Origin of the sequence: Neolewinella agarilytica (assembly GCF_900110645.1) — a bacterium.
Taxonomy (GTDB): domain Bacteria; phylum Bacteroidota; class Bacteroidia; order Chitinophagales; family Saprospiraceae; genus Neolewinella; species Neolewinella agarilytica.
In genome coordinates, this window is record NZ_FOFB01000017.1 from 74,477 (window position 1) to 87,550 (window position 13,074).

At 56.1% G+C, this 13,074-nt stretch carries 8 protein-coding genes; 2 read left to right on the plus strand and 6 right to left on the minus strand.

Annotation, left to right across the window (positions count from 1 at the left end):
• Positions 1-67: 67 nt before the first annotated feature.
• Positions 68-772, minus strand: coding sequence for a hypothetical protein (locus BM123_RS15340; protein WP_090170085.1), 705 nt, complete (start codon positions 770-772; stop codon positions 68-70).
• Positions 773-883: 111 nt separating this feature from the next.
• On the opposite strand from BM123_RS15340, the gene BM123_RS15345 reads away from it, so the two are divergent.
• Positions 884-2,098 (plus strand): MFS transporter, encoded by a 1,215-nt coding sequence (locus BM123_RS15345; protein ID WP_090170087.1) that lies wholly within the window; start codon positions 884-886, stop codon positions 2,096-2,098.
• Between the two features lie 206 nt (positions 2,099-2,304).
• On the opposite strand, the gene BM123_RS15350 is transcribed toward BM123_RS15345, so the two are convergent.
• The 4 genes from BM123_RS15350 to BM123_RS15365 form a co-directional block, all read right to left on the minus strand.
• The gene (locus tag BM123_RS15350) at positions 2,305-5,217 is read right to left on the minus strand and encodes a tail fiber domain-containing protein (protein WP_090170088.1); all 2,913 of its coding nucleotides are present in this window, start codon (positions 5,215-5,217) and stop codon (positions 2,305-2,307) included.
• Between the two features lie 121 nt (positions 5,218-5,338).
• Positions 5,339-9,256, minus strand: coding sequence for a tail fiber domain-containing protein (locus tag BM123_RS15355; RefSeq protein ID WP_090170090.1), 3,918 nt, complete (start codon positions 9,254-9,256; stop codon positions 5,339-5,341).
• Between the two features lie 162 nt (positions 9,257-9,418).
• Positions 9,419-9,898 (minus strand): T9SS type A sorting domain-containing protein, encoded by a 480-nt coding sequence (locus BM123_RS15360; protein WP_090170093.1) that lies wholly within the window; start codon positions 9,896-9,898, stop codon positions 9,419-9,421.
• Positions 9,899-9,919: 21 nt separating this feature from the next.
• Positions 9,920-11,524, minus strand: a complete 1,605-nt coding sequence (locus BM123_RS15365) for a T9SS type B sorting domain-containing protein (RefSeq protein ID WP_090170095.1) — start codon at positions 11,522-11,524, stop codon at positions 9,920-9,922.
• A gap of 129 nt (positions 11,525-11,653) precedes the next feature.
• Here BM123_RS15365 and BM123_RS15370 point away from each other — a divergent pair, with 129 nt between their 5' ends.
• A complete protein-coding gene (locus BM123_RS15370) occupies positions 11,654-12,439 on the plus strand; it encodes a DUF1206 domain-containing protein (RefSeq protein ID WP_139211906.1) in 786 nt (261 codons plus the stop codon).
• A 213-nt stretch (positions 12,440-12,652) separates the two neighbouring features.
• On the opposite strand, the gene rpmH is transcribed toward BM123_RS15370, so the two are convergent.
• Positions 12,653-12,808, minus strand: a complete 156-nt coding sequence (gene rpmH, locus BM123_RS15375; RefSeq protein ID WP_090170100.1) for a 50S ribosomal protein L34 — start codon at positions 12,806-12,808, stop codon at positions 12,653-12,655.
• Positions 12,809-13,074: the final 266 nt, after the last annotated feature.

Sequence of the window (13,074 nt, forward strand, 5' to 3'; positions counted from 1 at the left end):
AAAGTTGCAAGTTGCACTGCCGAGTGCGCTTCGCGGCTGCCTTCGGCGGCCAGTCGGCGGTGCAAAACTATCGTGGGTCCATAAACACCCGCACCCCCAACTCCATCGTCAACTGCCAGGGCTGCATCCGCCACAAGTCCCGATCATTAATGGATGTCAAGTGACACTGTAATACAGGCTGGCCGTAAACACCGACGTGCTCGTTGAAATTGTAATTAACACCAACTCCAAAGCGACCAATGGGGGAGAGCGAACGGAAGTCGTCCACCTTACGGGTGGTGGACGGCTCTGTGCCGGATTTATCCCGGCTCAGGGTAGACCCGTATTTTCCCAGTATGAAGCCACCTTCCACGAAGGGTCGCCATGGGCTGTAAGTCTCAAACTCATAGCGAAGGGCGAGCATCCCCTCGGCGTATAAGTGGCGGATGTCGGTCTTGATTTCCCCAAAGTCCTCCCCGGAGGTAATATCACCATTAAACCCTCCGTCTCCATCGTGCTGAGTGCCCCAGAGGAGGGCTTGCGTATGCAGCGTAGCGGTTTCGCCATATTGGTTAAACTGCAAACCCGTGCGCAACAGCAGGCGATGCCCGACCAGGAAACTGGCCCCGAAGCCAAACCGGAACACGGAGACTGGCCCGGAGGAAAAAGCTTCTGACGTTAATTCTTGTGAAGTACCAGAGATGCCCCCGCCGCTAAAAACCTCAAACGAACCATAGCATTGCCCCGCTAAGCAGAGGGGGAAGAGAAAGGCGAGGAGTAAAGAAAGTCTCATGCGTGTCGTTTTTGTGTACTTCTTATACGGCGGCCCTTCCGCTAACGTGACAATGTTAAGAAAAATTAACCTTTCGGCAGACTTCTCGCCCGTTCGTTTGTTAGGCTGGCTATGACGATGCTTTCTCTCCTCCGCCAGCACCCCCGCTACCTCGGCTTTGGTTTTCTGCACTATTTCTTCAGTGCCGTTGGGCAAACCTTCTTCATCAGCCTCTTCGTCGCCAGTATGAGCGAACGGATGAATTGGGAGGACGGCACTTTCGCCGCCCTCTACTCCGGGGCAACACTGCTGGCGGCTTTCAGCCTGCCCTTCATCGGTACGCAGGTGGACCGGCTGCGCGTTCGCTACGTCAGTACGGCTACGGCCTTACTGGTGGTGGCTGGCTGCCTGATCCTCGGGTTCACGCGCAACATTTACTTGTTGGCAGCGGCGCTTTTTGTTGTCCGACTGGGCGGGCAGGGAGTATTGACCCTGATTGGGTCAACCACCATCGGGCGTTACTTTGAAGAAGGGCGGGGCAAGGCGCTTTCCGCGTCCATTATCGGCATTTCGGTGGCGGAAGTTCTGCTGCCCTCCGGGGTGGTGTACCTGCTGGAGCGGCAAGGCTACGGTATGGTGTGGCTGATTGCGGCAGGGGTAATTTCGCTGGTGTTTATCCCTGCGGTGTGGTTGCTTATCCGGCGGCACGACAACTTTCAGCGGGCGGATACCGTGGCGGCGGAGCAAGCCGCCGCTGACCCGGAGCGAGAAACAGCTGTTTCCTGGACCCGCGGACAAGTGCTCAAAGATCGCCGCTTTCAGATCCTGATTCCGGTTTTCATTTTTATCCCCTTTGTGTTTACGGGGCTGGTGTTTAACCAGTCCGTCATCGCCGGGCAGCGGACCTATACGGCTGCCTGGATGGCGCTGGGCCTGAGCACCTACGGGCTGAGCAAAGTGATTTGCCTGCTGTCAGCCGGCAGCATCTCCGATGGCTTCGGCCCGGCCCGGCTACTGCGCTTTGTTTACTTTCCGGTACTGATGGGACTGTTCTGTTTGTGGGCGATAGACGGCAAGTGGTCGATCCCCCTGTTCTTCGCGCTAACGGGCATTACGGCGGGCATTGAATCAGTCGTTTGGCCGGCGCTGTGGGCGGAGCGTTACGGGCCGCGTTTCCTGGGTAGCATCAAGAGCACCGTTCGCCTGCTGGTGGTGCTGGCCTCGGCAGTGGCGCCAGTGGCGTTTAGCTACGGGCTGCGCCTGGGGCTGGACAATCTGTTGCTGGGCTTACTCGGCTACGGGGTGATTTGCGTGCTGCTGGTCTGGCAGGAATACCGCCTGAAGTAAAAAGAGAGGGGGCGCTCACCGCAGGTGCAGGGAAGGGTTTTGAAGAGCAGCGGGAGAGGCATCTCCCCTTGCGCTTATACCCTCCCTTTGCACCTGCGGTGAGCGCCAGAATATTTTTTCGTAGCCTCCAATTAAAAAGCGCCCGCTGGCCAAAACCAGCGGGCGCAACACGTTGCTTAGAAAAATGCTTCAGAGGGGATTATAGATTATTCTCTGTCAGCCTGTGGTAATAGCAGCGCCTCGAGGCGGGCCAAACGTGCCTTCAGGTCATTGATCTCTGTTTCCTGCTCATCAATTACTTGCTGCTGCTCCTGAATGGCCTTGATGGCCACCATGCTGAAGCCGGCGTAATTAATACCATATAGCTGGTCGGCTTCGGAGTAGGAGACCAGCTCAGGGAAGAGGTCTTTCGCTTCCTGTGCCAGCAAGCCTATGGTCGTTTCTGGCTTCTCGGCTGATTTATACTGGTAAGTCTTTACGCTCAGGCTACGCAGTTTGTCCATGACTGGTGTGATGGCGGCAACGGCCGTTTTCAGGCGGGCATCAGAGGATTGGGTGTAGGCCCCAGTGTTAGCATTGATCAACCCACGCAGGGAGCCACCATAGTGGAAACGCAGGCCAAACCCATGCGTTACGTCCCAGTCGCTATTGGCGGTGCCGTCGTCAAAACGTAGGCCGGAACCCACTGTCTGGCTTCGCTGGAATAGTTCCAGCCGGGCGGTTGGAGAACCATTAATGCCTACCTCTCCGTCGCCGGTGATTGTCATCCGATCTGCTGCGCCGCTGGCGTTGCGGAAGTAAAAGTTCAGCCGGGCGCTGGACGTTGTGGCGGAGGGCAGGCCCGCGAGGTGCCAGTAGGCGCCACCGGCCGCATCATTGGTTAATTCGAGGCGGGCGTAGTCGTTACCACTTTCTTCCAGTTTTAGTTGCGGTTTGGTAATGGAGCTGTTCGCTCTGATGTGCATCCAGGCAGAAGGATCGGTGGAAGTTCCTAACTGAAACTCCCCGTCCTGCATCATCCGGAAGCGAGTGGAGTAGGATGTTGCACCACTAAGCTTTGATCGAAACTGTAAAGTTGCTCCGCTACCTATAGTACTCAGCGCCCAACGGGCACCATCGTTCGGGAAGCCCAGCTGAAGGTTGCCGAGGTTCGTTTGTACGAACAGGTTGCCACCAACGTGCATCTTTTCGTCCGGCTCATCAATGCCGATACCTACGTTGCCCCGGCCAGTCGTCAGAGCAGCTACCCCAGTGGTAGTTGTATAAAAATGGCCGCCCACACCGCCGCCAAAGCCGTAGCCCTGTACACCAACGCCCGTTGCAGAATTGGATACTCCCTGCACGCCGGCGTAAAAACTGTTTTCTGAGCGACCATATACACCATGTGCCTCAGTAGAATAACCCAGTACCCCCGCCCGGTTAGCGGGGATCGTAGAACCATCCGTTCCGGTGGTGCCCACTACGCCGTAAGAGCCGCCGGTCGTGTTGTTGTGTGCGTGGAAAGCCCCTCCGGAATGACTTACCCCTCCGTAATAAGGAAGCTCAAAGCTACTCCCGCCAGCGGGTAGGTTAACGGATCCGCCTCCGTCACTTAGGCTCAGAGTGGTGCCGCTAAGGCTCAGCATCTGAATCTCATTAGTCGGGTCCGCATCCGCATCTTCCTTCTCATCGGTAAAGGTTCCGCCGCCGTTAGAAAGCGTGACCACGTCCCCGGCTTTGCTGATGGTCTGAATCTCATTCGTGGGGTCTGCGTCGGCGTCCTCCGTTTCATCGGTGAAGGTTCCGCCGCCGTTAGAAAGGGTGACGATGTCACCAGCTTTGCTGATCGTTTGTAACTCGTTCATTGGGTCCGCATCGGCATCAGCTCCTCCGGTAGGGATGGTGATCGTTGATCCGTTGGTGATGCTCAGTTCGTTCGTAGCGGGGTTGAAACTGATATCCTGAATTTCGTTTGCTGGGTCTGCGTCGGCGTCCTCCGTTTCATCGGTGAAGGTTCCGCCGCCGTCAGAAAGGGTGACGATGTTACCGGCTTTGCTGATCGTTTGTAACTCGTTCATTGGGTCCGCATCGGCGTCAGCTCCTCCGGTAGGTATGGTGATCGTTGATCCGTTGGTGATGCTCAGTTCGTTCGTAGCGGGGTTGAAACTGATATCCTGAATTTCGTTCGTGGGGTCTGCGTCGGCATCAGTGCCGCCCGTTGGGATGGTGACGGTATTGCCGCCGGTAATCGTCAGTTCGTTGGTGGCCGGGTTGAAGCTCAGGGTCTGCTCATCCGTATTGCCACCGCCGCCAGAGGGGATGGTAACCGTGCCGCCGCCGTTACTGAGGGAGAGCTGGTCTCCGGAAATGGTAATGGTCTGAATTTCATTCATGGGGTCTGCGTCCGCGTCGGTGCCGCCGCTTGGAATGGTGATGGTATTCCCTCCGTCAATGCTCAGTTCGTTGGTGGCCGGGTTGAAGCTCAGGTTCTGAATCTCGTTGGTAGGGTCGGCGTCGGCGTCATTCACGCCGTCCTGTAGTGCGGAGAGGTCTACGGCATTGCCGCCCTCAATACTTAGTGTGGTGCCGGACAGGGAGATGGTCTGGTCGTCCGTACCTCCTCCACTACCGACTTGCAGGGTAACGGAGTTACCATCCGTCAAGGTTAGTGTCTGGCTGCTGGGGTCATAGATCAGGTTTTGGAGTTCGTCGGTAGGGTCTCCGCCGCCACCGCCAGAGCCTGCAGAGGTGGCATACATAGCGTAGGGAACGGATAGTAGCTGACTGGCGCCGAGGTTAACGTAGCTCGTGCCGCCGTTGGGGTCCATGTCCACCTTGAGGTAGTAGTTGTCTGCTCCCCAATCGATGGTGGACATATCTCCGGAGAGACTAACACCGTTGCCGATGTGCAGGTCAAATACACCCAGGTCGGTGGTAGTTACTTCATGGCGCTCGCTGTAGGAAACGGAGCCGGAAGGGCCGCCTTTGAGTAAGCTGACGCGCACGGCGATGTTTTCGGTGGCCATGGCGTTGTTGTCCACGTCGCGGGCAACGGCCTGAAATTTGAAGCCGGAAGGCGCCTGAGCGAAGAGGCCGGCCGCCAGGAAAAACGCACAGAGGGAAAAGAGTAATCGTTTCATGATACTGAAATTGGGATGTTGTGTTCTTTTATGCTTCCGCTTTGTAGTCCGTTACACCCTACAGAATAAAAAAGGGTGCCTCCGGAAGGAGACACCCGTTAAGACACCTTTTTACGTGGAATTACTTTTCTTCGGGAGCAATTAGCAGTGCCTCCAGCCTTGCCAGCCGGGCTTCCAGCGCGTCGTTCTTTGCTTTCAGGGCGTCAATCTCTGTTTGCTGCCCGTCAATTTCGGCCTGCTGTTCCTGGATGGCTTTGATGGCCACCATGCTAAAGCCAGCGTAGTTAACACCGTAGAGCTTATCTGCTTTGGAGTAAGAGACGAGTTCCGGGAAGAGCTCCTGAGCTTCCTGAGCGATCACACCAATGGTAATCTCCCGGCTTTCGTCGGTTTTGTAGTGATAGGTTTTCACGGCTATCTGATTAACCTTGCTTAGTACAGGAGAAAGAACATTAATGTCTGCCTTCAGGCTCTTGTCAGACCCCTGAATATAAGCCCCGGTAGTAGCACTAATGACGCCTCGCAGCGCGCCTCCATAGTGGAAGCGAAGACCAAAACCGTGGGTGACATCCCAGTCGGCGTTAGCGGTCCCGTCAGTGAACCGTAACCCGGTACCAACGGTTTGGCTACGCTGATGTACATGAAGTCTGGCCGTTGGCGTACCGTTAATGCCTACCTCTCCGTCGCCGGTGATCGTCATACGGTCAGCAGCGCCATTAGCGTTACGGAAGTAAAAGTTCAGGCGGGCGCTGGCGGGGGTTTGGCTGGGCAGACCAGCTACGTGCCACAGCGCACCGGCGGCGGCGTTGTTCGTCAACTCCAGGCGGGCGTAATCATTACCTTCTTCCTCCAACTTCAGGTGCGGGCGGGCGACGGTGCTATTCGCCAATACCGTGATTTCCCCCAGCGTCTCGATGGCCGGGCCATCGGAGTTGTGGACTTCAATGGCTGCTTTATCGTCGTTGTCAGCATCGATGTGAAGGCCGGAAACATCAGTGCCTGGCGCTGGGTTAATGTATAATTTGGTGTTAGTATCGTTGGAGAATGTACTAAAAGCACCATCCTTTAACTCCAGACTGTTGGTCTGTACGTGACCGTAGAGCCAGTGCGCTCCGCCAAGGCCACGAGGAGAGAATAGGGGATTTGAGGTAACCTGATAGAGTGGATTGGCCGATGCCCCTCCACCATTATCAGCAATCAGAGTTTCACCGAAGCTGAACGTAGCATCTCCCGTAGAGGTCTTCCCGGACTCCAGGCCGATGAAATGATCGGCATTGGAGGTCTTAATGTCAAAGTCGAGACTGGCTCCCTGTTTGAATTCCTGATCGTTGCCATTGAGTTTTACCCGGCCAGTGAACGTGTGCAGGTTGAATCCACCATCAAAGCGATCAGCGGTATACAATACGTCGTTATCCAGTAGGTTGATGAAGGAGGTAGTGTCATATTCCCAGTTTGATAGCTCAAAGCGGGTCCGGAGTGCTGTCTCATCGTACGAAGTGTTCATACGCATTGTTTTAGCAATGTTGTCAACGGCGGACGGGAAAAACTCTAGTACAGCGTTCCTGCCAGTTCGTCCTTCAATGGAAACAAATCCGTCCATTTCAGCAGATCCGGTCCAGCGATGGGTGTAAAGAGGAAGGCCGAAAAATGGAGGTTCCCGGCGCAAGCTGTAGAGCTCTTTTTTGTTTTCATTGTCAGGGGTGCCAACCAGGTAATCGTAGTCGTAGAGACTGATTTTTGGATTGGACACATCGCTGATGTCAGATTCCCATAACCAGCCCTGGTAGCTGTCAATACCCTGAAATTGCTTGAAGGCAAGACTGCTAATGCCCTCACTCTCTTCTCCGTTGAGGGTAAGGCGAGTTTTGGTGTTGTCAACGATCTCGACTTTATCAAAAGGGGTCTCCGTGCCAAAACCAACCCGGCCAACACCTGTGGATAAAGCCGCTTTCCCGAAGGAGGTGGTGTAGAAATAACCACCGATACCGCCACCGATGCCGTAACCACTTACACCGTAGCCTTCTTCTGAGGCGGAAACACCGTAAACCCCGGATGAAAAGCCGTTTTCGGCATGACCCAACACACCGTGTGCAGCATTGCCAAGGCCAATTACCCCAGCACTATTCGGTGGCAAATCTTCAGCATTAACACCAACGGACCCTGCGATGGCGTAGCGACTGACGAAGGCGTCGTTTTGTACGTGGAAGGCTGCTTCATTTGCCAGGTTGACTTCTTCGTAGTAGGGCAATTCTATGGCGCCGTCCTCTCCCGCAGGCCCTTGCTCGCCCTGTGGACCAGCCTCGCCTTGCTCACCTCTGGGCCCACGCAGGGAGCCCAGGTTATTCCATGTTGTACCGTCCCAGGCATAAACAATTGACTGGATTCCAACCAGGTATAGGTCTCCAGGCTGGTTGCCGCTTACCGGAAGCCCACCAGTCGAGTTGACACTACCGCGAAGAGTTATACTTGTACCATCTGCTCCTGCCGGTCCGGGAAGCCCTTCCGGGCCAGCATCACCGGTATCTCCTTTGGGGCCTTGCTCTCCCTGCGGTCCTTGTTCCCCTGCGGGTCCGGCATCACCGGTATCTCCTTTGGGACCTTGCTCACCTTGCGGTCCTTGTTCCCCTGCGGGCCCGGCATCACCGGTGTCTCCTTTGGGACCTTGCTCGCCTTGCGGTCCTTGTTCCCCTGCGGGCCCGGCATCACCGGTGTCTCCTTTGGGACCTTGCTCGCCTTGCGGTCCTTGTTCTCCTGCGGGCCCGGCATCACCGGTTTCTCCCTGTGGGCCTTGTTCTCCCTGCGGTCCCTGAATGGAGCCAACGTTGTTCCATAACATGCCATCCCAGGCGTAGGCGTCTCCGTCTGCTTCCACGAGGTATAAATCACCGGGCGTGTTGCCCGCTGCTGGCAGGTCGGTGACGGCAGCGACGCTTCCGCGGATGGTAATACCGGTGCCGTCCTGACCCGCCGGTCCTTGTTCGCCGGCCGGGCCGGTATCTCCGGTGTCGCCTTTAGGGCCTTGCTCGCCTTGCGGCCCTTCGGGGCCGATTTCCCCTTGTGGTCCTTGTTCTCCCTGTGGTCCGGGCGCACCGGTTTCTCCCTGTGGTCCTTGTTCTCCCTGCGGTCCCTGAATGGAGCCAACGTTGTTCCATACCATGCCATCCCAGGCGTAGGCGTCTCCGTCTGCTTCGACGAGGTATAAATCACCGGGCGTGTTGCCCGCTGCTGGCAGGTCGGTGACGGCAGCGACGCTTCCGCGGATGGTAATACCGGTGCCGTCCTGACCCGCCGGTCCTTGTTCGCCGGCCGGGCCGGTATCTCCGGTGTCGCCTTTAGGGCCTTGTTCTCCCTGCGGGCCTTCGGGGCCGACGTCCCCTTGTGGTCCTTGTTCTCCCCGTGGTCCGGGCGCACCGGTTTCTCCCTGCGGGCCAGTGGTTCCGCCGGGAATCATAATGGCGTTGCCGTCGCTGATGGTCAGCATTCTTGTGCTTTCGTCGAAGGCCAGGGTTTGCGGCATACCGCCACCGCCGACTTGCAGCGTTACTGAGTTGCCATCCGTCAGGGTCAGTGTCTGACTTGTGGGGTCATAGATCAGGTTCTGTAACTCGTCCGTCGGGTCTCCGCCACCGCCGCCGGAGCCGGCAGCGTTAGCATACATGGCGTAGGGGACGGACAGCAATTGGCTGGCACCGAGGTTAATGTAGCTGGTGCCACCGTCAGGGTCGATGTCGACTTTGAGGTAGTAGTTGTCAGCGCCCCAGTCAATGGTCGTCATGTCTCCGGAAAGAGATACCCCATTGCCAATGTGGAGGTCGAAAACGCCCAGGTCAGTCGTGGTTACTTCATGGCGCTCGCTGTAGGACACGGCGCCGGAGGGGCCGCCTCTGAGCAGGCTTACCCGCACGGCAATGTTCTCGGTAGCCATGGGATTGTTGTCCACGTCACGAGCGACGGCCTGAAATTTGAAACCGCTGGGGGCCTGCGCAAGCAGGGCCACGGTAGATATGGCAAAGGCGAAGAGAAGTAGAAAGCGTTTCATGTTATATCTGTTGTGGAAAAGGTTTGTTTTTTAGGTTGTGATGATGCACAAGGGGAGCTGGGCAGGGCCTTGGCTCTGCTTCAGAAAACATACATTGCACCCGCGGTCGCGCCTGAATACATTGGCAGTGCCCGCGACGAGTGGCTGCGCGAAAAAAACTGGTTACCGACGGATTACCCGCAGGCTTTTCAGTGGCCGTCCCTGACGGACGAGCGTGAAGACATAGGTGCCCGCAGGATAATTTTGCAGCGACAGAGACAATCTTTCCAAAGGCAGCTCACGCTCCAGAATGGGGCGGCCCAGCAGATCGTGAACCACCAGGCGATCGTCCGTTAACCAGTCTCCGGTCAGCGTGACGTCGTCGGCCGTCGGGTTGGGGAAAACACGGACATCGAGCCGGATCTCCGGGGCGGTCCAGATGGAGGTAGCAATGAGTTCGTAAAGACCATGGTGGAAACCGCGTTCCAGTACGATTCCGTTTTCGGTCCGGTCAATGGAAATTTCACCGACCGTGAAGTGAATGTTGCCGGCATTAATGGCGGAGAGGTAGGTGCCCGAACTGCCCACTACGCTCCGGGTCAGTTCCTGAGCGGAAAGTTGGAGGGCGAGGCCGCAGGTGCAAAGTATAAGTAAAAAGCGCATGGTTGGGTTATTGAGGGATGGTTATCGCATTAAGGTTATTTGCCCGCGAATGGGCAGTTGCTTACCGTCAGAAAAGTGGACGATGGCAGAGTAGACGTAGACGCCGGGAGGCATGGGCTGGCCCTGGTCCGTACCGTCCCAGCGGGCTTCCGCCGGGGGAAGCTCGGCTTCTGCCTGCTGGAAGCGTATGCCACCCCATCGATCGGCAATGGTCAACGCACTGACGGCTTCGGCCCGGGGGCCGGGGAATATTCTCCAAAAGTCATTTTGATCGTCGCCGTTCGGGCTGAAGGCGGTTGGGGCGTACATCCGTCGGCTGTCTTTCACCCGCACCAAAACGGTGTCGGTCACCGAGCACCCACCCGGAGCAATGGCGGATACCCGAAACTCCGTATCGATCAGCGGGAAGGCGACCGGTGCCGGGCAATCATTGCAGCTCAGAAACCGGCTGCCGTTCCATTCCCAGCGGTCGACCGTAAAATCAGTCTCCAACAGAAAAGCCAGGCTGTCGCCCCTTTCAATGGTCATCTCTTCGGGTAGGCCAGTGGTAAGGTTAATGGCCGGGGCATCCACAATGGTTGTTGTTGCCGTCGTCTGGCAACCATCGGAGCTTTCCACAACGATGTCGTAGTCGCCGGCGCTGAGACCGGTGAAATTCGGATCGAGCTGGAAGTCGTCTCCGCCGTTCCTGGAGTACATCAGATCGGTATCTCCGGAAACGGACAGGCGAAGGGCGCCAGAGCTGCCTCCGGGGCAGGCCGGAGAGGTGGTAATCAGGCTGTCCACCACCAATGTCGTTACGTTTAGCTCGTGGCTCAGTTCCAGCTGACAACCACTGAAGTCGGTCAGGGTCAATCCGTAGATTCCCGCACCGTTCGTCGTTGCCGACAGGCCATCATCTCCCGTACTCCAGGCGTAGCGGGAAAACTGACCGCTGATGCGAAGGTCAGGGGTTTCTCCTTCGCAGATGCGATCTGGTCCTTCGATCTCTTCTACACCACTGAAGGCGACGTTGATTTCGTAGCGGGCAATACTGTCGCAGCCAGAGCTGGCGGTGAAGGTCTCGGTGATTAGGGTGTCGCTCGTAATCATCCGGCCGCGGAAGTTTTCTCCCGGGCAAAGGTCGACGAAGAAGAGGTCGTCGTAAGCTGGTAGTAGTTGCAGGAAGGTCTCGACAATGCTGTCGCAGCCGTCTGGGGTACGAATTACGGTCCGGTGGTTCCCACCGGTGAAAAGACGCTCATTACCCACAACTACGGTATCGCCCTGGCAGCGGGTAAGGCCCTGGGAGAACATTGGGATCTGCACGGAGAGCTCCGTGGCTGCCGTCATCTGCCGGCAGGCAGCATCGGCCAGGCAGGTAGCGTCAGCAGCGTAAAGCATCCGGTACCGGATGCCGGGAGTGGGGTTGTTGATCAGCAGGCCCGGGCTGTCTGATCCCGTTGAAGACCAGCTGCTGCCGCCGTCAAAAGATCGTTCCCATTGGTAGACATAAGTTTGCCCGTCAGTGAGCGGACTGGTAAGTGTAAATGGTCCTTCCTGGCAGACGATGGTCGTTGCGCTGAAGTCCTGGGCCGTCAGGCCGAAGGAGAGAAGGCAGCATATCCAGAGTGAGAGCCAGTGCATGGGGGGTGTATTTACCCGTTAATGTTTCGGAAATCAAACATGTTACAGGGTTTGGCAAGGGCAGGGTGAGTTTTACCATTTGCGAACTAAGGCAAAGGGCATTGCGCTTTATTTTAAAAACCGATAACCGTGAAACTATCCGCTAAAGCCAGGAACCGACTATTTACCGCAGGCTATCTGACTAAAGGTGTTGTTTATCTGCTGATGGGCGGATTTGCGGTTGCTACGGTCATCGGCTCGTCCAGAAGCTCAAATGGCCCCAAAACGGTAATTAACTGGGTAGGCGAAAATCCTTTCGGTAAGCTCTTTATGGGGGTGATTGCCATTGGATTATTGGCCTATTGTTGCTGGCGATGGTATATGGCCATTGCTGACACCAAAAGCGAAGGTCATGAGGGTAGCGGCCTGATTAAACGATTAGGGTGGGCCGTAAGTGGTACAGCTTATGGGGCATTAAGCTTTTACGCGTTTGAGCGGCTGTTTACCGGTCGCGGAGGAAAGGGAGCGAAGGAAGACATGATTGGCCTGCTGTTAGCTCAGTCGTGGGGACAGCTCGCAGTGTCTGCTATCGGAGTAATCGTAGCCGGCGTAGGACTGTATCAGCTTTTTCGTGCTTTGAAAGATAAGCACATGGAGGATGTGGGAATGGAACACTTGAATGAAGGAAAAAGAAAGGTTATTCAGAATGCAGGCAGGATAGGCTTGATGGCCCGGGCAGTGGTCTATGGTGTCATCGCATATTTTTTGTTTCGGGCGGGGACGATGTCTGATGCCAGCCAGTTTAAAGGCATTGGAGAGGCGCTCTCTTTTTTGGAAAAGGGGTCTTCAGGAGCGATGTTGCTGGCCGCTACAGGAACAGGCTTGTTGGCTTATGGAAGCTTTATGCTGGTGCGGGCGAATTACGAACGGGTTTGAAAAAGAGGATGTTTTACGGGAAAGGCTGGACGTAAATGGTGGTTGGTATAGCACCTCCGGGGCTGGTTGATGATTTGATGGCGCGTGCGCGATGGGCTCCTCTTCAGGGCTCCAATGGTTCTCCTCCAACAAAGGAAAAGCCCTCCCCCGACGAATCGGAGAAGGGCTTGAATTTCCTTTAAACAACCTTCCGGATCAAATCCGGCAGGCTATTTATTTCTTGTACGTAGAGTCGCTTACGGTCAGCTTGTGGCGGCCTTTGGCACGACGACGAGCGAGCAGCTTACGACCGTTCTTCGTGCTCATGCGGCTACGAAAACCATGCTTGTTTACACGCTTACGCTTGGAGGGTTGGTACGTTCTTTTCACGGTACTTTATTTTTTGATGGGGCGGCAAAGCCGGACCAGAAGGTTTGTAAAGGAGCGCAAAGGTAAGGCTTTAGGTAGAATCTCGCAAAGGTGTTCGGAAAATATTTAAAGTCAAGAGTCACAGGGGTTCCATTGCTCTTTATCCATTCACGCTGCACCTGCGTGCTGCGCCGCCATATTCCCGTTTGAGAGAATGACGGCTACCGGACGTCCTGCCTTTATCAATTCATAAATCCACGCCCCCTTTCTTACCTTGCAGAGTACTA

Bases quoted from the DNA above. Each gene is read 5' to 3' on its own strand.
- BM123_RS15340 (WP_090170085.1), bottom strand. From the start codon at position 772: ATGAGACTTTCTTTACTCCTCGCCTTTCTCTTCCCCCTCTGCTTAGCG.
- BM123_RS15360 (WP_090170093.1), bottom strand. From the start codon at position 9,898: ATGCGCTTTTTACTTATACTTTGCACCTGCGGCCTCGCCCTCCAACTT.
- BM123_RS15345 (WP_090170087.1), top strand. From the start codon at position 884: ATGACGATGCTTTCTCTCCTCCGCCAGCACCCCCGCTACCTCGGCTTT.
- BM123_RS15350 (WP_090170088.1), bottom strand. From the start codon at position 5,217: ATGAAACGATTACTCTTTTCCCTCTGTGCGTTTTTCCTGGCGGCCGGC.
- BM123_RS15355 (WP_090170090.1), bottom strand. From the start codon at position 9,256: ATGAAACGCTTTCTACTTCTCTTCGCCTTTGCCATATCTACCGTGGCC.
- BM123_RS15365 (WP_090170095.1), bottom strand. From the start codon at position 11,524: ATGCACTGGCTCTCACTCTGGATATGCTGCCTTCTCTCCTTCGGCCTG.